Below are 19,972 nucleotides of genomic sequence, written 5' to 3'. Positions count from 1 at the left end.
TTCTGATCGTTTTTATGATACCGATTTATCCTTGTTAAACAACGACGCTAATTCCTCGCGGTTACGCTGCGCCTCCTGAATGAGTTCATCCTCACTCACTTCTAAGGAGCTTTCTAACGCGGCCTGGTCATGCACCCGGAAGGTATGCACTAGGTTCTTGGCTTCGGCTTCACTCATACCAAATCCTTGCAATACCTGATCGGCCGCATCCAGGCTGCTGCCGAATAACTCCCGCATTGAGGTATGAACCCCCAGATTGTAGAGCCGGCGCACGGTAAAGCGGTTATGAGCCCGCGCCACGATGCGCACATGAGGGAAAGAATGACGCACTTGTTCGGCTACTGTAATAGTGTCTTCCTCGTCGTCTATGGCAATTAATAGCACTCGGGCATGCTCAATGCCGGCATGTTTTAACAGATCCATGCGGGTTGCATCGCCATAGAAAGTCTTATTGCCGAAGTGCTTCACAAGCTCAATATGTTCGGCGCTTTTGTCCAGCGCGGTAAAAGGAATGCCATTGGCGGTCAGAATACGACCGGTGATCTGCCCGAAGCGCCCGAAACCGGCAATGATCACCGCCGGTTCGTCAGCGTCCCGCTGAGTGTCGTAGACCTTGGGACAGTTTTTAGTGCTAAACCATTGGCTGTGGGCGATGACCAGCGGAGAGGTTAACGCCATAGACAGGCCCACCACCAGCGTTACCTGATTCGCCAGCACCGCAGGGATAAGGTCAGTGCCTGCGGCCTGAGTCATCACCACGAAGGCAAACTCACCGCCCTGAGACAACATCAAAGCGATCCGAACGCTGTCCGTATTGCTTTGACCATTAGCTCTCAGTAAGCCAAAAATGATCGCTCCCTTAACCGCCACCAGCGCAACGGCAAGTCCGGTTATCATCAGTGGCTGAGCCGCCAACAAGCCGATATCCAGATTCATGCCGATAGCAATAAAGAACATCCCCAACAACAAGCCTTTGAAAGGCTCGATCTCCGCCTCAAGCTGGTGTTTGAAGCTGGAATTAGCCAGCAGCATACCGGCCAGGAAGGCGCCCATCCCCATAGACAACCCTGCCTCAGCCATCGACATGGCGATGGCCAACACAATCAGTAATGCGGCAGCGGTCATAACCTCTTCACTGCCGTATTTGGACACCAGACGTAAGAAAGGATTGAGCAGATAACGTCCCACGGCCAGAACGCCGATGATCGCCAGTAAACTCACCCACCAGGCTGGGGCCACGCTCACCTGCTCAGGAGCCAGTTCAGCCACTAATAGCAGAATGGGTATCACAGCCAGATCCTGCATCAGCAACATACTAAAGCCCTGCTGACCCGGAGGGTTTTTCAGGATGCGGTGCTCACTCATTAGTTGGATGGCAAAGGCGGTTGAAGACAGCGCTAATGCCAGACCTATCACCAGACTAACAGTCAACGACAGCGACAGTACGAAATAGAGTACGGCGGTAATGACAAACGCCGTGATAACCAGCTGCCCGCCACCGCTCAACAGAATTTGGTTACGCATCCGCCACAGTTTTTGAGGCTCGAGCTCCAGGCCGATAATAAATAGCAACAAGACCACACCAAGCTCAGCAGTGTGCAACAAGGTTTTGGGATCACTGACCAGGTTCAGCACCGCAGGGCCAATTAACAAGCCCGCCACCAAGTAGCCCAGAATGGCCCCCAGTTTGAGCTTTTTGAAAATTGGCACCGCCACCACGGCCGCTCCTAATAATGCGATTCCCGTGCCTATTGCGCTCATACCGTTTCCTTTTGCTAAGTGTCGTAACTGACCAATCTAAATATCGTATTCAATTGCCCAGTCCTTTAATTGCTCAAGCACTCCCAGAGCCGTTCGGCCAAAACCCGTGATCTCATAGGTCACCGCAATGGGCCTCTCGCTGATGACCTCTCGCTTTACCAGGCCTTGCTGCTCCATCTCTGTTAACCGTTGTACCAGCATCTTTTTGCTGGCACCACCCAATTGTCGCGACAGTTCGTTGAAGCGCACGGGCCCATCCTGCAAATGCCAAAGAATAGAACCTTTCCACTTGCCCCCGATCACCCGCATTCCGCGCTCGATAGGACAAGGCTCTGTGCAAACGGGGATTTTTTTATCACTCATCATAAACCCAAAATATTCAGTTAGTTACTGATTAGACCGCAAGGTTACAAAAAGTAAACTGGTTGATTATTGTAACTTTAATCGCGATCATTCTCCACCTGTTGTTTATTGTTAACCAGAGGTCATCATGCAAAACGTACTGATCATTAATGCTCACCAGGTCTATCCCGGCTTTTCGGAAGGCACGTTAAACCAGAGCTTTGCCGATAGGGCCATGAGCTATTTCGCTGCGCAGCAAAAAGAAACGCGTTACGTCCACCTTCAGGACTATATGGAGCAACCCTTTGATATAGAGCAGCAACTGGCACTGCACGAGTGGGCCGACCTGATCTTAATTCAGATGCCGGTAAACTGGATGGGGGTGCCCTGGCTCTTTAAAAAATATATGGATGAAGTCTACACCGCAGGAATGGGCGGTGAACTGTGCAATGGTGATGGACGCAGCCGCCAGGCGCCTCAAGCCCAATATGGCTCAGGAGGCACTCAAACATCGACTCGATACATGTTGTCCCTGACGTTTAACGCCCCGAAAGAAGCGTTTGATGATAAAGACCAGTACCTGTTTGAGGGTAAGAGCGTAGACGATCTATTTTTTCCGATGCATATGAATTTACGCTTTTTCGGTATGACAGCTCTGCCCACCTTTGCCAGTTTTGATGTGCTTAAAAACCCTAATATTCAGAGTGACCTGGAACGCTTCGATGCTCACTTAAAGGCATTCGCCTGATGGGAGCGGCGCACTACAAGCGGTGCGCCTTAGAGCACAACGGGGGTTAACGGGCGTCATCCCCCAGGTAGCGTTGCAAGGTGACTTGCCAGTCGTCCCTTGCAATGATTTCCAGTAGCTTGTAATTCAGGGGTTCACGAAGCAGGCTCTTTTCCGGCAACGCGATGGCGTAGTCCTGACGCTCAATGACCTCCGGCAGAATCTGAACCTGTCCGGGATAGTGTTCTTTCGTCACATACTGGAGGATCGGTTTATCGTAAACCAGAGCATCGAACTGCCCCTGAGTCATGGGGGTTAACGCTTCGTCCAGGCTACTACGCCGAACATGCCCCACCCCCTTTCGCTCCAGATAGTGAGCACTGGCCGAATTCGCCAGGGTTACCACTTTGACATTGGGTAAGTCTTTCACCCCTTGTACCGAGGTTTCCAGTTTACTGACCGTCAGACTGGTCGCTATCGCGGCGGTAAAACTACTGATCAGAATGATAGCAGCAAACATCCATATAAAACCAACGATTCGCCCCCCTAAAGTGGTCGGCGCTTTATCACCGTAGCCGACTGTCGTCATGGTGACAGCCGCCCACCAGAAGCTGGCGCCGATCCCCTCGGCAGCCGAGCCACCAAACATCTCCGTATTCTTTTTGCGCTCAAACAACCACAGAATGAAGCCCACCAATAACAAGAGTCCGCAGAGCCCGCCCAGGGCAGCGAAGAACTCCCAGGAGAACAGTCCCTTCACCGCTGCCAGTGCCGCACTGTCGCCCTTAGGCACCGCAATTGCCAGACCTGTGGTATAGAACGGATGGGTAAAATCCACCTCGGCCTCACGCTTAGCATTCACCGTCAGCGCAGCAACCGAGGCATCGAAACGACCTTGTTTCAGACCATCAAGCAAGCCTTCCAGATCCGTTTCTTCGAAGCGATATTTTAGTCCCAGCTCGGTCGCCGCCTGCTGCCACAACTCAATACTGATACCACTGAGATCGCCATTATCATCCTTAATAACAAACGGGGGAGCCACCTTAGTGCCGATCACTAATTCTTCAGTCTGCGCCTGAGAAGACAGGCTCAGACTGAGGCACACTAGTGCCAGTACCCATTGAATCGCTTGCTTCATAATGCTCATCCTGTTTGGTTAATTACCCTTCATCGGCACAATATCCAGGCGGACATTGGTAAAACTGTACACGTCGGCAGTCAAATCCTGACTCCAATAGCCCTGGCTTTGCGCATCCTGAGTAAAGATCAGGTTGATTTTGGCCTGAGCGTTTTGCCTGACCCAGGAGTGAACGGTATCGGTGGCCTGATTATCCAGCAGGTTATAACCGATAAACTGGTCCAGATCCCGGTTGGCATTCAGAATGCCGGCAATGTGCTGGGCCGGAACATCAAAATATTCATTGCCCACCACCTCGGCGGCGCCGTCTCTGGGATAGTATTGATGCGCAGCCATGTCATAGCTGTCACCGGACTGAACAAAGCTCAGACGGATGCCTTTCACACTCAGGGGGTAGCGTCCCTGTTTAAAGTCGGACACGTCTCGGGTGTCTACCACAGTCACGCCGCTTTCACCGATAACCTGAAAGCCATTGCCCGAAACCACCATGGCAGAGCCTTCATCGACGCCGTAGCCAATGTTCGCATCATCGTTTAGCAGGGTGACAATCAAACGGCCCAGGCGAGCCTTGCGATCGAAGTGCTGGTCGATGACGCCATTAGTGAAAAAGCCCAAACCTCTGGAGGTCACTACAGGGCCATACTCCTGTTCATTCATGCTACTGAAGTCTTGTTTAAAGCCCTCAAATAAGGCGCCCTGGCTATTACCACCGGCGATCATCAGCTGAGACATAATCGCCGCTCCAGCACTGGTTCCCCCTAAAGTGCCGCCATTGGCGTAGAGTGTGCGCATGGCTTTAAGCACCGGCGTATCCGAACCATCCTCATTAAGCAGTGACTGGGTAATCAGAGTCTGGTCACCACCGATAAACCAGATGGCGCTCAGTTCAGCAATAGCATCAGCCAGTTGCCGGTCTTTTGCGTTGTGCTTCCAACTGGACTCATCCACCTCGGTGTCTTTGTCGTCTTTCACCGCCAGTGGCAGCAATACCACTTGCTCAACAGGAACCCCGTGAGCGCTGAAAATCTGCTCTAACAGCTTAAACTGCTTGTCCACTGAGCTGGTCGCTGCGGGTACCACTCCGATGCGTGCGTCTGTGCCGCCCGCCAGATCGGCAAAGGTGGTGAGGATATCAACGCTGTTGCTACTGATAGCGCCCCCGGCAATCACCAGACTGCCTTTATCAGAAGCTCCACTGGCGGCACTTGCCACCAGCATCAAGAAACCTGTTAACCATTTTTTCATTGTATTGTCCTGCTGTGTTGTGTGTTCCTTAACATTTATCACAGTCGAGGATCGATACCAACTAACTGATTTTCAGTGGTTATAACCTATCGGGCCGCTAAGTTTTGATGATCATACTCATCCAGTTCGTTATAACGGATCATGGAACGTAACTCGTCGATGTATTCCTGGCCCCGCTCAGAGTAACTTTGTAACCCTTCGGCCAGCACCAGCCCAGTTATGGGTTTGTCCTTGGCTCTCAATTGCGCGCGTATTTGGCGTAACTCCTGATAGGCGTGATGACGATTGAGATTGAGCATGTAACGCTGCACCGACTGTTGCGGCGAGTCGAACGCTGCCACTTCGTGATTGGCGCCTGCATCACGACTTTGCGGCACCAGGCCGCAGCCATCACTAAAACACCATTGGCCGTAGTAATTATTGGCCTTGCGAGCGAAGCGGGAAGTCCCCCAGGCACTCTCATTAGCCGCCTGCGCCAACGCCAAAGACGGGGGCACGATATCGACCTTGCGCAGCAAGCGCTGCCAGTCATCGGGCTGTTCAGGGTCAAAATCCTCTACCCGGTACATCTCAAGCCATTCATTCAAGGTGCGCTCATCCCACCAGCTAAGCTCCTGGCTGTCGGCCCATTGTTGAATCTGACTACGGCGCTCACGAATGGTGGCATTGTGCTCGCGCACCAACGGCAGAAAATAGTTGAAGAAAACCTGCTTGCGCTCCTCTCCGGCTTCGTACTGCGTGAAGTCCGGCGCTGAAGGAACGCTTTGACTCAGCCAGACCGCTGACGCCACGACCACCGCCAACACCAACAAGATCGTTAACCCTTTCTTCATAAACACTCCAATTCGTTCGGCGGCAGGTAAAAAACGTTCAATGCCGTGCCTCCGTTTCATTCACTTAGTATAGTGTATGGTCAAATCATTCAATGCGATCATAATCTTAACGATTCCGGCCTGGATGCTGGCTCACTTACACTGATCGCCTGTGCCTTTATCAACGTATTCGAAGCCACCAATAAATATGAATTCAGGACTATCAATGCCCATCCTTCGCGGGCTAGCTTGCGCTTTACTCACAACCCTTTCATTTACCGGATTGGCCCAGGACCGCGGTCAGCGTCCGCCGACTCAGGTCGTGGTATCGGAGATTCATTTTGAGCGACAGCAGAAACGTGTGGATGTGGTTGGCACTGCCGAAGCACTGCAGTCGGTGACACTCTACCCTGCCGTGGCCGAGCGAGTGGTCACGGTTAACTTCGAGCCTGGTCAGACTGTAGCAAAAGAAGATATTCTGCTGGCCCTGGACGCCCGGGTCGAACAGGCAGCACTCAAACGTGCGCGCATCGTACTAAGCGATGCCGAACGCCGGGTCAAACGCCTGTCTGACAGTCGCGAGCGGGGTGCCATTCCTCAGAGTGAACTGGACGATGCCATTACCCAGCGGGACCTGGCTCAAGTCGCGGTTGAAGCGGCTCGGGTAGCCTTAGAGGACCGTCGTGTACGGGCCCCTTTTGATGGCGTTGTAGGCCTGACTGAGGTGGAGGTAGGCGACCGCATTGGTCCAGATACCGCGATTACGTCCATCGATCAGCGCAATAACCTGTACGTTAATTTTGAAGCGCCCGAATCGGCATTTGGTCTGCTCAATCAGAAACCCCGCCTAACAATGACCCCCTGGCATGCTCCTGAGCAGCAGATGTCGGCCCGGTTAGTCCAACTGGACTCCAGAATTAACAGCGATACCCGTACCGTTAGCGCCCGTGCCCTGCTCAACAATGCCGACGATGCATTTCGTCCCGGAATGAGCTTTCGGGTCAACCTGAGTATTGAGGGTGAACGATATATCGTGGTTCCGGAAGCCGCATTGCTGTGGGATGCCACAGGGGCCTATATCTGGCTGGCCGACGACGGCGAAGCGCACCGAGTGGATGTGAACATTAAACAGCGCCTGCGAGGCCGGGTATTAGTGGATGCTGATGTGCAGGCTGACGATCTGCTGATCACCGAAGGCGTACAAAACGTGCGGGCAGGCCAGGCCATTGCCTATCGTCAGCCTACTGCGAATGACAGTCGCAAGGGTAATTACTGATGAGCCTGCAACAACAACTGCAAACCAGCGATCTGCCGTCACTGTCGATCCGCCGACCGGTGCTGATCGTGGTGCTGAACCTTTTGATCATCATTGCAGGCTTTGCTGCGGTTAACGGCGTGGAAGTGCGCGAGCTGCCAGATGTGGACCGCCCGTTACTGACTGTCAGCGCCAGCTTCCCCGGCGCTTCACCGGAGACCGTTGATACTGAAGTCACCAGTCGTCTCGAGGGAGCAGTGGCGCGGGTAAGCGGGGTAAAATCGATCCGCGCCCAGTCGGAAGAGAACAGCGCTCGCATCGTGGTGGAATTTCGCCCCGGAACCAACATCGACGATGCCGCCAACGAGACCCGCGAGTCGGTTGCCCGCTTGCAACGAGAGCTACCCGAAGAGGTAGAACGGGTGTCCATCGTTAAGGCCGACAACGACGCCCAGTCAGTGGTCAGCCTGGCCATTTCCAGCAACAGCCTGAATTTGGAAAGCCTGACCGAGCGGGTGGAAACGGACATTGCGCCGCTGTTTCTCAGCATTCCCGGGGTGGCCGATGTGCGCCTGGATGGCGACCGTGAGCGGGTTCTCCGAGTCATCTTAGATCCACTGCAACTGACCAGCTACAATCTGTCCGTCACCGATGTGGCCGGTGTATTACGTCAGGCCCCCTTCGATGTTCCGGCCGGCAGTCTGCGCTCCACCGATCAGCAGCTAATTGTGCGCGCCGATGCGACTTCGGTAACCGCCGAGCAGGTTAAGGCCATCGTGATAAAAGAGGGCATTCGTGTCGGCGATGTGGCCGATGTGTATTTTGGCCCTGCCGATGCCCGTTCTATGGTGCGGTTGGATGGCAAAACCGTTATCGGTGTCGGTGTTATTCGCCAGGCCAGCTCCAATACCATTGAGATTTCCGATGAAGTCTTAGCCATGGTGTCGCTGCTGGATAAGCGCTTCCCAGAGGTGGATATCCGCGTCACCTCCGATGACGCCCTGTTTATCCGTAACTCGGTGGAACAGGTGATTACCTCGCTGGCCTTTACCATCTTGCTGGTGATCGTCACGCTATGGCTGTTTATCGGCTCGGGCCGGGCTACCATTATTCCGGCTTTATCGATTCCAGTGGCACTCATGGGTGCCATCGGGGTTATCTGGCTGATGGGCTTTTCCATCAACATACTGACCTTACTGGCTCTGGTGCTGGCCACCGGGCTTATCGTGGATGACGCCATCGTAGTGTCGGAAAACATTCAGCGCCGCCGGTCCATGGGACTCGGTTCGCGCGCGGCCGCTGTGATCGGTACCCGGGAAGTATTTTTTGCTGTGGTCGCCACCACGGCGGTACTGGCGGCGGTATTTATCCCCATCGCTTTTCTGCCTTCAACGGCCGGACGTTTGTTCCGGGAGTTCGGCGGCGTATTGGCCGGGGCGGTGATCATCTCCTCATTTGTGGCCTTGTCCATCGTTCCGGCTCTGACGGCGCGTTTGCCCCTGAAGAAGCAACAGGACAATGGGGCCTTGGCTCGCCTGGGCCAATGGCTACTTGGGATTTACAAACGCTCGCTGCACTGGGTGCTGGATCACGCCTGGCTAAGCTTCGCCCTTTGTCTGGTGGCGGCCATTGGCGCGGCCAGTCTCTACCCTCAACTGGAAAATCAACTGCTGCCCACCGAAGATCGGGGCAACATACGCGTATTTGCCCGGGGGCCTGATGGTGTGGGCCTGAACTTTATGGACCGCCAGGCCCAAAAGATGGAGCAAGTACTGCTGCCCTACGCTCAAGGCGATGGTGGCGGCAATATTGAGTCAATCTATACGGTTGTAGGCCAATGGGACCCGAACATTGTGTTTATTCGCGTGCCGTTAAAGCCCTGGAGCGAGCGGGATAAGTCCCAGCAAGAGATCATCAATGAGATCCGCGGCCCCCTGGGCGACATCCCCGGCGCTCCGGCCCGGGCCTTTGGCTCCAATAGTCTTAACCTGCGTGGGCAAGGTGGCGGTCTGGAGTTGGCACTGACCGGCGAAACCTACGAGGGCATCTTTGAGGCGGCCAAGCAGTTTAGCGCTGAAATCGAACGACAGTTACCCGAATTAGGCACGCCGGATATTTCCTACCAGCCTACTCAGCCCCAGCTCAGAGTGAATATTGACCGCCAGCGGGCCGAGGAACTCAAGGTACCTCTGAGCGATATTGCCACCACATTACGCGCCGCCATCAATGGTGATGACATCGCCGACCTCAATGTGGGGGACCAATCGATCCCCATCATGTTGCAGGCTAACCGCAGTCTGGTGAACGACCCATCGGATCTGAGCAATCTCTATGTCGGTTCCCGGGACGGGAATCTTATTCCCCTGTCCAGCCTGGCCTCCATTTCCGAGGAAGGAGTGGCGGCTGAACTGGAACGCCATGCCCAGCGTCGCGCCATCGAGATCGATATGGAACTCCCCGCGGATGTTCCTATCGAACAGGCGGTAGAGCAACTGCGTAGCCTGGCTCAGGAAAGCCTGCCCGACGGCGTTGGCCTGATTTTCCAGGGAGAAGCAGAAGCCTACGAGGAAACGGCTCAGCAAGTCACGCTCACCTATGTTCTGGCCTTTATTATTGTGCTTTTGGTTTTGGCCGCTCAGTTTGAGAGCGTCAATAGTGCCGTAGTGGTGATGATTACTGTGCCCTTCGGCATAGCCGCAGCCCTGCTTGCGTTGTTTTTAACCGGTACGTCCATCAATATCTATTCCCAGATTGGACTGGTGATGCTGATAGGTTTGCTGGCCAAAAATGCCATCCTCTTGGTGGAATTTGCCGACCAGCTCAGAGACAAAGGATTATCGGTGCGTGAAGCGGTAGAAAATGCCGCTCAGATCCGCCTGCGGCCTATTGCTATGACCTTGATCTCTACCATCTTCGGCAGTCTGCCGCTGATCTTGTCCACCGGCGCCGGTGCCGAAGCTCGTAATGCCATCGGCTGGGTTGTCTTCGGCGGCTTGGGTCTGGCGGTGCTCTTTACCCTCTATCTGACGCCGGTGGTTTACCTGGCTCTGGCCCGGCTAACCAAACCCAGAGCCGACGAAAGCGCCAAGCTGGAAGAAGAAATGCAGGCCGCCGTGGACATTCAACACTAACTGTCTGATTTTTTTACACTTTGTCAATTCGCTCATGAAAGTCGATGAGAAAATCATTATAATTCAATAAGTTAAAAACCTGGTATTAACCCTGCTTAAGCCCCCCTCGTTTATTCGACACGACGAGGAATAGTTATGAGAAAAACAGCAGTAACCATATCGGTAGCGTTGGGATTTTGCGCCGCCACAGCTCAGGCAGGTTTTATGTCATCAGGGTGGATTGAGTCGGCCCGGTTCGGTTATGAGGGCACAGTAACACGCTATGCGGATGCTGATTTAACCACAATCGTTGATGAAATCTCGATCAGCAAGAGAGACCTCTACCTGAGCGCCAGTAATAATGCTCAGATCAACGATATAGACCATGCTGTCGCCATGGGCTCCTGGTGGTTTTCGACCGCCGTGGATGATCAAGGCAATCCAAGGGGCGCAGGTTGGGGCAATACCCATGGCAACACCGGTGCTGGTTTTATGCAGTATTACAACTACAACGATCCCCTTAGCACTGAAAACGGTTACACCTCCCAAAGCCAGTATCAGTTCAGCAACTTTGATGGCACCCACTGGACTCAGTTCGACTACCTGCTGGATGTCAGCAATGCTGCATATGCCGACACCTACAGCCGCTTAAGCGCGCCGGGTAACGTTGATGACAGTGGTCTTTTCCACTCGTTAAATGTGATGCTTACGGCAACTGGGTTACAGGGTAGCGAGCAAGGAGGGTGGATCGTTGCCAATGGTGATCCGGCAAGCGTCACTGGCTCATTGTCAGGGGTATTTGAAAATACAACGGATACAAATGCTGGCTTCTATGCCTTTGATTTCGCTTTAAATATGGACAACTGGGCGTACAATAATCGCGATTTATTAGTCGGGGACGAGCCCTACTCCCAATACAGCGAGAGCCGCTTTGCGGTCAGCGTTCCAGGACCACAATCTGTACTCCTGCTCGGCTTAGGATTAGTGGGATTAATTTTGGTGCGCCAACGAGCCTGATACTCAAAGCTCAGACACAAAAAAAGCGAGCCTCGGCTCGCTTTTTGGTTTTAACGACAGAGCGTTAATTAAGCAGCGTTAACGTTTGCTGCTTGCAGGCCTTTTTGACCTTCTTCAACGTCGAAAGTCACTTTTTGACCTTCTTTCAGAGTACGGAAACCGTCGCCCTGGATAGCACGGAAGTGAACGAATACGTCCTTACCGCCATTATCCTGAGTGATGAAACCATAACCTTTGTCTTCGTTAAACCACTTTACAGTGCCAGTTGTCTGAGACATCTTTGACCTCAATATTTCTAAAATTAAACAATCGCGTTTTCACGCTTCCATTCAGCCTCTACGACGGTCCGGGGATGTATCTTAGGGTGTAGCTTAAAAACGCGTGTTCCGAATTGCAGAGCAAATCTTGAGGTTACGATGAAGCAATAACACTGTAGATAGTTCCGACCAGAGGCCGAAAGCAATACTAGCACGGCTTGAGCAGAAAACTAGCAATATTTTGATTAAATTTGTATGACACTCAGTCACTTCCGTGGCGAATTTTGAACACAAAAAAGCGAGCCGTAGCTCGCTTTTTCTTCAGACTCGCTAATCGCGTTCGACGTTACGCCGGAACTACGTTAGCCGCCTGCAGACCTTTTTGGCCTTGTTCAACAGTGAAGGTTACTGCCTGGCCTTCAGCCAGAGTCTTGAAACCGTCACCCTGGATAGAACGGAAATGAACGAATACGTCCTTACCGCCGTCGTCCTGAGTAATAAAACCAAAACCTTTATCTTCGTTGAACCACTTAACAGTACCGGTAGATTGAGACATGTGTCTTCCTCATAAAATAAAATTCGGCGCGAAATTGCGCATTAAAGCCTGGTGTTCGAGTTACTTATGTTGCGTGTGCGGCTTATGAGAGAAACGACATACAGGTGCTGTTTGACAGCGGATGTAGCTCTATAGACATGAAGCGAAGAACAAAACAATATAAATATCTGACCTTAGGCCAGGGCGCACTATAACAGTTTTTAAGCTTAGCGATACCTTTTTCTCACTTTTATTTTTAAGGCCCGTATCGATGACTTGCCATGTCGCTTCGACACACATACCCTTAGGCTAAACAAATAAAGTATTCCAGAAATGAGAATAACAAGAATATCTCTGATTACCCTGCTGGTTATTTCCTTAATCTTTTTTTTCCAGCAGAATCAAGACCCTGGCACTCTAAAACAAAGGCTACAACAGTCACTGGACAGCCATTTTCCCCGGTTACAAGTACCCGGCGTGTCATTGGCCTTAATCACGCCTCATCAACACGAAATCACACTCACCCGTGGCGTCGCTAATGTGCATACCGGCGAGGCACTTCAGCCTTACCATCGGTTTCGGCTGGCAAGCATTTCTAAGCATCTGACCTCGGTACTGGCCTTAAAGCTTATCGAACAAACCCCTCTGATGCTGAGTGACTCAGCTACCGACTATGTAGATTTAGGCCCGTTACCTGACTCCGAAGCCATTACCGTTGAGCAATTGATGGCCAACACCGCCGGTCTGTATGACTACATCAATGGAGATAATGATTTTTTCAGCCGCGCTCTGGATAACCCGAATAAGCGCTGGACACTGAACGAGATTCTCAGTTACGCCGTCGAAGCGGGTCCAGACTTTGCCCCCGGCAGCGATTACAGCTACTCCAACACTGGCTTCTACGTATTGGGAGAAGTGCTGGAAAACGCCACCGGTCAGCCTCTGAGCCAATTATTTGAGCAGTTTATCGGCAAGCCCACGGGGGTTCATCATGTCTTCCCGGACGATTTTAGTAATGCCGGTATTCCGGTGCTGGATCTGGCCGAAAACGAACGGGCCTATGAGTACCACCGCGACGCGATTGGCGCTGCCGGTAACTTTGTCGGCCAGCCACTGGAACTGGCCCGCCTCGGTCATCAGATCTATAACGGTAATCTGTTAAGCCCGGCACACACCCAAGCGCTGCTTAAACCCACACCGTTTAACGAGGCTTACGGACTCGGCACTCGTCTGTGGAATGATTATGGTGTGGTTCACTACGGCCATACCGGCACTCTGAGCGGATATAAAAGCATACTGGTGCATATTGAGTCGGTCGGAGTCACTATGGTGGTGGCTGCCAATGGTTATGCAAAGGAAGGAGAACATTGGTGGGATCTGGTCAACACCCTGATTCTGGATGTGGTGGGCCACTACGATGCCAACCTGATACGAGAGGATACCGCAGCCTGAAAAAGCGAGGCCGGTGCCTCGCTTATGACTATTTCATCATAACTTCCCTGAGACGATATTCTCCGGTGAGAGTACGAACCTCGGGATACGTCTTTACCAGTTCCTCAGAACGCTTGCGGTTCGCCTCACCCCATTGCTTCATAAAGGCTTGGTAGCGCTCTTTGTTAGGCTCTAAGTCGCTCGCCTTCTCAAAGGTCACCATTAACACCAGATTGAAGTCACCGGCTAAGGGCAAGTCACTGCTCAAGATCTTCCAGTCCTTGATGTACCCCATTTCCTTTTGCATCCGGACCGCTTTCACCCAGGTGTCTCTAATACCGGCCAGATACAGGTCGGTCATATTCGGGTCCACCTTCACCGTGGTCATCATGATGATTTGGGAGCCGGGCTCATAGTCTTTGTAAACTTCCAGTTGTTGCGCGTTGGCTGTTGCAGTACCGCACAGAAGCAGCAAACCAAGAGCAAAGATCGTGGTTTTCATCACTTTGTCTCCTGTAGGCTCATCACAACATGTGATAAGTCAGCAAAGTATAGAAGAGCTTTGCTGAAACACTATTCGTCCCCAAAACAAACAAATTGATACTGTCTTTAACTAGCGGAGTTGAGGTAGCCATAAATGCCGCGCAGCCTGCGCTACTGCTCACCAGTCAGTGTGCAAATACATTGACAGAAAAGGCGGCCCATGAGTTTAGACAGGCTTTTTATGGCAATGGTCCTCGCTTCAGCAGTAGTTGCACCAGCGATGGCCCAGAACCCTTATGCCCAGATTGATGGCCAATTACTGAGCTTCACCCATCAACGGCACATGCAAATGTACATCCTGGATCACGCCCAGGCTTTGCCAGTCAGGGGCCTGCCCCGGCGCTTTGTCCAACACAAAGGCGGCCTTGTCTTCTCTGTTCATGCCTTCGTAAAGCGCGATCACCTGAAACAGCCAGATCTCGGCGTCCCATTCCAGCTGCTGGCGTGCCAGATAATCCAGTGCGCTATCGCGGCCAGAATCGATCACCGCCATAAAGAAGCTTTCCACATCGGCCACCAGTTGCTTGTGAGCACTTTGAATGGTGGCCGGGGCGCGTACCTCAATAGTCTCGGTACTGGCCTCAGGCTCTGTACCTGTCGTGGGTCTGGGTATAGAACGGGCAATGTGGGCCAGCACGGCTTCGTCCTGAGGGCGATCCAGCGCCGTGGCGGCGGCGGGTTTCAATGGCGCGGCCTGATTAATCAGTTCGGGCACCTGACTGCGATAGGGGTAATCCCCCACCTCAAAGCCCGGATGCTGGCGCAAGAAGGACGCCATCCGACTGATTAGCTGGGCACGATGTTGCTGGCGACGAAAACGCGCCATCAGCTCCACCAATCGCTTTTGCACTTCCAGTAGCGAGGCTGAGTGCTCAGACAACCGGGATTGTAAGCGGGTCACCAACAGCTTACGCAGGCCGCCATCGGAACCTGCCAGCTCGATCAGCTCGTCAAAATCCACCGCCTCGAAGCCATCCAACAACCTTCTGAGCTGCTTTTGCGCCAGTTCAATCTCGCCGATCTTGTCATCCAGGCTGCTGACAAAACCAAATTCCGTATTCAGCCGGTGCCACAGGCTTTCGATGGCCTCGCCAAACTGACCGTGCATATCATGCACCCGTTCGGTGAGCAGCTGCATATGGTGCTCACCAGCCACAAAGTCCCCCTTGGCCCGGGCATGACGATATTGATGCACCCGGGTGCGGATCTGATCCAGATGCTCGGCCACATCGGCGTTAAGCTGACGCTTGCGCTCATCCTGCACCAGGGAAGCCACCAGCTCGCTGACCACCGACTTTAGTATCAGCGGTGAGTACTCGTCGGGCCGATAGAGGATGCGCGCTTCGATAAGGCTCTGTAAGGCCTTTTCCGACAAAGCGGTTTCATCCACATAGCCATTGAGGTAGGCCTTCATCAGCAAATCCGTATGCCGACCAATCAGCGCCAGGCGCTGGCGCCCCAGTTGAAACAGGCTGCCCACCTCGCTCACAACATGCTCTCCTGCTGAGGTTCTGGATCATCCAGCGGCAGGTGCTCCTCGTCTTTGATAAAGCGTACCAGTTCAATAAGGTGTTCTATCTTGCCGGTCACCACAAAATACAAGCGATCTTTATGAGGCTGGCTCAGATAGCCCAGTTCGCAGATGCGCTTGAACAGCTGCTTGATCTGCTGGTCGCTCTTGTCACTGGTGGATTTAAACAGGCGCTCGGCCACCAGAGATTGCAGGCGCTGGCGCAAGGAGCGGTTGTCTTCCACCTTCATGGAAAACTCCTGCAGCTTGATGGTATCGCCTGCCGTCAGGGCACCATCTTTACCCAGCGCCTCCTGCACCAATTGCATCCACTCCAGCATGGGCAGCAGAGACTGCAGGGTCTGGCTAAATTGCTGACTGAGGGCCTCTCTGGCCTCGGGCGTTATCTGGTCATACGCCAGAAAATACACACTGCCGTCTTCCGAACAGGCAATGCGCCGGTTTAAAGGTTTTAGATAGTCATTAAGCTGCTCGCGCAAGGCATCGCGCTGCAACTTATGAAAATGATGCTCGTCGGTAACCGCACAGATAAAGTCACCGGCCAGCAAGCGTTCCAGTAAGGGGCCGTGTTCCATCATGCGCTCACCTCCTGCTGTCGGGCCTTAAGTTTTTCGCGAATGGGGCTGACCTTAGGCTGGATCTGCTGTAGCTGCCGTTTTTCCTTATCGATCAGATAACGATGTCGGAACAGCATTAACACATCCGATTCCGGGTTGGGGAAGGCGCCCATAATGCAGATGCCGTTGGCGTCACAGGCATTAAACAGCTTCTCCACATTGTGATAGGCCAGGGTGCCGATTTCGTCGATGGGCCAGTGAATGCCCACTTCGGCCTGGCCCCTTAACAGTCGGGTAAAGGCCAGCAGGAATTTACACAAAATAAGATAGGCCATGCCATGACTGGAGGACTCCAGCAACTGACGATCATTTTTGATCACCAGATCCGAGCCACCTTCGTTCAGGCGCAGCTCCAGTCGCAGTAAAGACTCGATATTAAAGCGCGCGTCGGACGGTAATACATCCACCACATCGCCCAGCGCTTCCAGATAGGCCTCGTCGGGCATCTCCCGGCCCGACTCTCGCCACTGTTTCCAGGCCCTGGCAAAAACCTGTAGCGGCTGCCAGAAGTTAAGCTCATCCACGGTGGAGACAATGCGCACCTCGGAGCGATGGATGCCATCCAGAGTCAGGTCGTCGGCCACCTCGTCGGTAAGGCGTTTAGACTGACTGGCAATCCTACGGTTAATGTCGGCAAACACGGTAAAGAAGTTATGCAGGTCGCCGCCGATGGTCTCGCCCTGCTCCACAATCTGGCGGGTACGGGATTCAAGAATCTGCAACAGCCGCTCAAATACGGTCAGGCGCTGATTGACGCTGGCATCCTCGCCTAAATCGGCCAGGCCGTGCTCCAGGGTATCCAAAAAGTCTTTGCCCGCATCCCGGGTCAGTTGATTTTCAAATTCGGTCAGCGCGTCCTTTAACTGCCGCTCCAGGCGGTGACGCACCCCCAGGGCTTCGTTACAGCGGCTGATGCGTTCGGCCTGATCGCCGCTGTCCATCTTGTCCTTTGTACTGGCGGGCGTGAGGGTCAAAGCCCCTAACTGTTTTAGCAGTGGCTCCAGCTCGAACAGCAACCGGCCATGGTGTTCGATGCGTTCATCCAGAGTCTGCTTTTGCCGGTTAAAGTCGATCTTAAAGGCCTCGAATTCATCCCTCAGGCTTCGCTTTTGTTGCTTTAACTGCTGCAACTGGTGGCGCAGGCCCGATTCCTTATCCAACAGCTCGGGCCGCTGCTGCCATTCCACCTGCATAAAACGCCGGTAGGCGCTCAGCTCATCCTGGCGTTCGGCGATTTGCTGAATGTGCCGCTGCAACTCGGCAATGGCCTGTTTCAGGTCACTGAGAGTTTTAGGGTCAATATCCTGCTCTGCCAGTTGCTGATTAAAAGCCGCTTCCAACTCGGTCATCTGCTGCGCGTTCTGCTGGCGCTTATCCTCAACCTGTGCCCTTAGGTGGCGGATCTTGTCATCCTGCTGATCGAGCTCGGCCTGCCAACCGCTTTGATATTCCAGCAATTGCTGCTGAAAGTCTTGCTTGAGCTGACTCAGGGTCTCGGCTTGCTCCTGTTGCTTTTGTTCGAGCTGCTGGTGCAGGCGTTTAACCTCCTGCTCGGCCTGTTCACGGCGCTGTTTTAAGCGCTGCTTATGTTCCTGCTGCAAGCGCTGGCGAGCATCGCGGGCATAACCCATATCATCTTTGGCCTGCTGCTGACGGTGAAGACAATCGTCCACCACCGCTCGCTGTTGCTCTGCCAATTCATGAGCCTGCTGCAGCTTTTCTTCGGCCTCCGCCTCTACCTGCAGGCAGTGGGCCAACTGCTCCTTAGCCTGAGTCAGACGCTGCTTAAGGGTAGCTTCATCCTGAGCATAATCGGGCAGATCAATGGCCCCCAGTTCCAGCTTCAGGCCCATAAGGGTCTCGTCTGCCGACGCCAACACCTCAGGAGCCAGATCTTTGCGCTCCAGCAAGGGCGCGTGGATCACCTTACCCAGGCGGTGCTCCCAGCCGTCCATATGTTCGCGCAAATACTGGCGCAAGCTGCCCTCGGCAGGCTTTAGTTGATTTTCCAGGACATTGAGCCTGTCACGGGCCTGCCGGGCCCGTTGGCGTGCGTCATTCAGCGCCTGATCGCAGCGCTCACGCTCAGTTCTGGCTTTTTGCCACTGCCGCTCGGCGCTGTCCTTGGCTTCCAGCGCCTGCTGCCAGAGTTGCTGTAACTGTTCCAGGCGCTCCTCGGCCTGCGCCATCTGCTCCTGCTCGGATTCGGTCAACTGCGGCTGGTTAGCCTGATTTTCCTGTTCCAGACGCTGGCGTTGCAGTTCGGTCAGCACCTGTTCAAACTGCTGTTGCTGATCGCTGCGGCGCTGCTCATAGTCATTGCGCAGGGTTTGTTCTTTATCGTGTTGAGCGTGACGCAGCGCTTCCTTGTTCTGTTCGATATCGGCGATACTGGCTTCGTGCCTGGCCCGCAGTCGCTCCAGAGCATCGGCGAGTTTGGTTTTCTGCGCCAGTAACTCCCGTTCCATATCCTGATGCTGCTCCAACAACAGGCGATGCTGCTCTTCCTTATGCTGCAGGTTATCCCGCCAGACTGGCAAAGACTCCACGTCCTGCGCCAGTCCTTCCATGTCCGCGTCCAGATAACGGTCATACTGGCTTTGTAACCACTCTAGCTGCTTTTCCGTAGTGCTCAGTTCGGCACCGATCTCACTGCTCTTATCGTGAATGCTGTCGCTTTGATCCTGATACTGCTGCTTACGCTGACTAAGCTGCTCCTTTAAATCCTTAAGCCGCTTGTCGTCATCGGCGCGCTCGGTCTTCAGGCGCTGAAAGTCCGATCCCAGCAAGGGCTTTAACTGATAAAGCTGCTGCTCCAGGCGCACCATTTCCTCGGCCTGCTGTTTTAGCCGGTGGAAATCTTCATGCAAACCGGACAGGCGACGGCTCTGGCGCATCTGGCTTATCCATTCGCGCACCTTAGCGCTGCGCACCTGAGTGGCGGGCTGCACCAGGCCGTCCTCTTCGAAAATGGCCGCCAGCATGGTACGCAGGGTATCCATCTTGCCCTCTTTGGCGTGCACCGCACTGACCAGCTTTTCCATATGGCGAATGCGCCGGGTCGGGCTGACCAGACTATAGCGGGCGGCGAGCTGGCGCAGCCGGGTATTGTCACGACTGTTAGCGCGCCCCACGCTGGCATCGTTTTGGATCACACTGCGATATTCACTGGTGGAATGGATCTTATTGGAGTAATCCAAATCCAGCGCTTTCAACCGCTGCAACCACTTATCCGGCGTCAGCGCCACATGGCCGTCGCCCTCTTTCACCAGCACCTGTTCAGGTTCGAAGGGGCCATCCACGAAACGGTACTGTACCGAATCGCTGTCTTTCGGCATAACCACCGCCTGGCAGGTGCGACCATCTTCGCGCTGATATTCGTAGATCAGGTAGCTGTTGTTGTGGGGCAGATAAAATTCGCTGAATTTTTTACGGGTTCGGGGCACCACCTTACTGGGCAGTTCACCGTAAAACACCGGGATAAGGCGCTGCAGTGTGGTCTTACCCGAGGCATTGGTGCCACACACATTGGTGTGGCCGTCGAGCTTCAGCTCCACCACCCCCGGTAAGTGAGTAGCGACGAGGATAATGCGTTGTAATCCGGCCATAGAATTCCTTGCTATTGATGGGCTAAGCGGCCCGAGTCCGCAC

General features: G+C 53.7%; 16 protein-coding genes. 5 read left to right on the top strand and 11 right to left on the bottom strand.

The window, feature by feature from the left end:
- Positions 1-12 precede the first annotated feature (12 nt).
- Together HMF8227_RS03400 and HMF8227_RS03395 are read right to left on the bottom strand one after the other, a co-directional pair.
- Entirely contained in the window at positions 13-1,761 is a 1,749-nt protein-coding gene (locus HMF8227_RS03400; RefSeq protein WP_109338843.1) for a monovalent cation:proton antiporter-2 (CPA2) family protein, read from the bottom strand.
- Between the two features lie 36 nt (positions 1,762-1,797).
- On the bottom strand, positions 1,798-2,127 hold the full coding sequence (locus HMF8227_RS03395; RefSeq protein WP_109338842.1) for a winged helix-turn-helix transcriptional regulator: 330 nt from the start codon (positions 2,125-2,127) through the stop codon (positions 1,798-1,800).
- Between the two features lie 124 nt (positions 2,128-2,251).
- Here HMF8227_RS03395 and HMF8227_RS03390 point away from each other — a divergent pair, with 124 nt between their 5' ends.
- On the top strand, positions 2,252-2,851 hold the full coding sequence (locus HMF8227_RS03390) for an NAD(P)H-dependent oxidoreductase (RefSeq protein WP_109338841.1): 600 nt from the start codon (positions 2,252-2,254) through the stop codon (positions 2,849-2,851).
- A 46-nt stretch (positions 2,852-2,897) separates the two neighbouring features.
- Here the strand turns inward: HMF8227_RS03390 and HMF8227_RS03385 are convergent, their stop codons facing one another.
- The 3 genes from HMF8227_RS03385 to HMF8227_RS03375 form a co-directional block, all read right to left on the bottom strand.
- Positions 2,898-3,968 (bottom strand): transporter substrate-binding domain-containing protein, encoded by a 1,071-nt coding sequence (locus tag HMF8227_RS03385; RefSeq protein WP_204101026.1) that lies wholly within the window; start codon positions 3,966-3,968, stop codon positions 2,898-2,900.
- An 18-nt stretch (positions 3,969-3,986) separates the two neighbouring features.
- Positions 3,987-5,213, bottom strand: coding sequence for a cyanophycinase (locus tag HMF8227_RS03380; protein WP_109338839.1), 1,227 nt, complete (start codon positions 5,211-5,213; stop codon positions 3,987-3,989).
- A gap of 86 nt (positions 5,214-5,299) precedes the next feature.
- Positions 5,300-6,046 carry a glucosaminidase domain-containing protein gene (locus HMF8227_RS03375; RefSeq protein ID WP_109338838.1) on the bottom strand — a complete coding sequence of 249 codons (747 nt, stop codon included), beginning with the start codon at positions 6,044-6,046 and terminating at the stop codon, positions 5,300-5,302.
- 205 nt (positions 6,047-6,251) lie between these two features.
- Between HMF8227_RS03375 and HMF8227_RS03370 the strand changes: the two genes are divergently transcribed.
- The 3 genes from HMF8227_RS03370 to HMF8227_RS03360 all read left to right on the top strand — a co-directional run bounded on the left by HMF8227_RS03370 (position 6,252) and on the right by HMF8227_RS03360 (position 11,407).
- Positions 6,252-7,301, top strand: a complete 1,050-nt coding sequence (locus tag HMF8227_RS03370) for an efflux RND transporter periplasmic adaptor subunit (protein ID WP_109338837.1) — start codon at positions 6,252-6,254, stop codon at positions 7,299-7,301.
- Positions 7,301-10,411, top strand: a complete 3,111-nt coding sequence (locus HMF8227_RS03365; RefSeq protein ID WP_109338836.1) for an efflux RND transporter permease subunit — start codon at positions 7,301-7,303, stop codon at positions 10,409-10,411. Before HMF8227_RS03370 ends, HMF8227_RS03365 begins: the two co-directional genes overlap by 1 nt.
- Positions 10,412-10,546: 135 nt before the next feature.
- On the top strand, positions 10,547-11,407 hold the full coding sequence (locus HMF8227_RS03360; protein WP_162558479.1) for a hypothetical protein: 861 nt from the start codon (positions 10,547-10,549) through the stop codon (positions 11,405-11,407).
- Between the two features lie 68 nt (positions 11,408-11,475).
- Here HMF8227_RS03360 and cspE (HMF8227_RS03355) read toward each other — a convergent pair whose 3' ends face one another.
- Together cspE (HMF8227_RS03355) and cspE (HMF8227_RS03350) are read right to left on the bottom strand one after the other, a co-directional pair.
- The gene (cspE, locus tag HMF8227_RS03355) at positions 11,476-11,685 is read right to left on the bottom strand and encodes a transcription antiterminator/RNA stability regulator CspE (protein ID WP_109338834.1); all 210 of its coding nucleotides are present in this window, start codon (positions 11,683-11,685) and stop codon (positions 11,476-11,478) included.
- A 325-nt stretch (positions 11,686-12,010) separates the two neighbouring features.
- Positions 12,011-12,220, bottom strand: coding sequence for a transcription antiterminator/RNA stability regulator CspE (cspE, locus tag HMF8227_RS03350; protein WP_109338833.1), 210 nt, complete (start codon positions 12,218-12,220; stop codon positions 12,011-12,013).
- 312 nt (positions 12,221-12,532) lie between these two features.
- Between cspE (HMF8227_RS03350) and HMF8227_RS03345 the strand changes: the two genes are divergently transcribed.
- Positions 12,533-13,651: a serine hydrolase domain-containing protein gene (locus HMF8227_RS03345; protein WP_109338832.1), complete on the top strand. Its 1,119-nt coding sequence runs from the start codon at positions 12,533-12,535 to the stop codon at positions 13,649-13,651.
- 28 nt (positions 13,652-13,679) lie between these two features.
- Here the strand turns inward: HMF8227_RS03345 and HMF8227_RS03340 are convergent, their stop codons facing one another.
- The 4 genes from HMF8227_RS03340 to HMF8227_RS03325 form a co-directional block, all read right to left on the bottom strand.
- Positions 13,680-14,132 carry a hypothetical protein gene (locus tag HMF8227_RS03340; protein ID WP_109338831.1) on the bottom strand — a complete coding sequence of 151 codons (453 nt, stop codon included), beginning with the start codon at positions 14,130-14,132 and terminating at the stop codon, positions 13,680-13,682.
- A 297-nt stretch (positions 14,133-14,429) separates the two neighbouring features.
- On the bottom strand, positions 14,430-15,662 hold the full coding sequence (locus HMF8227_RS03335) for a hypothetical protein (RefSeq protein WP_109338830.1): 1,233 nt from the start codon (positions 15,660-15,662) through the stop codon (positions 14,430-14,432).
- Positions 15,659-16,282, bottom strand: a complete 624-nt coding sequence (locus HMF8227_RS03330) for a condensin complex protein MksE (RefSeq protein WP_109338829.1) — start codon at positions 16,280-16,282, stop codon at positions 15,659-15,661. The genes HMF8227_RS03335 and HMF8227_RS03330 overlap by 4 nt, the downstream gene beginning before the upstream one ends.
- Entirely contained in the window at positions 16,279-19,929 is a 3,651-nt protein-coding gene (locus tag HMF8227_RS03325) for an ATP-binding protein (RefSeq protein ID WP_109338828.1), read from the bottom strand. The genes HMF8227_RS03330 and HMF8227_RS03325 overlap by 4 nt, the downstream gene beginning before the upstream one ends.
- Between the last annotated feature and the right edge of the window lie 43 nt (positions 19,930-19,972).

The sequence above is a fragment of the Saliniradius amylolyticus genome (assembly GCF_003143555.1).
GTDB classification, from domain to species: domain Bacteria; phylum Pseudomonadota; class Gammaproteobacteria; order Enterobacterales; family Alteromonadaceae; genus Saliniradius; species Saliniradius amylolyticus.
Note: the sequence above shows the minus strand (reverse complement) of the source record. Positions and strands in the feature narration are given on the sequence as shown.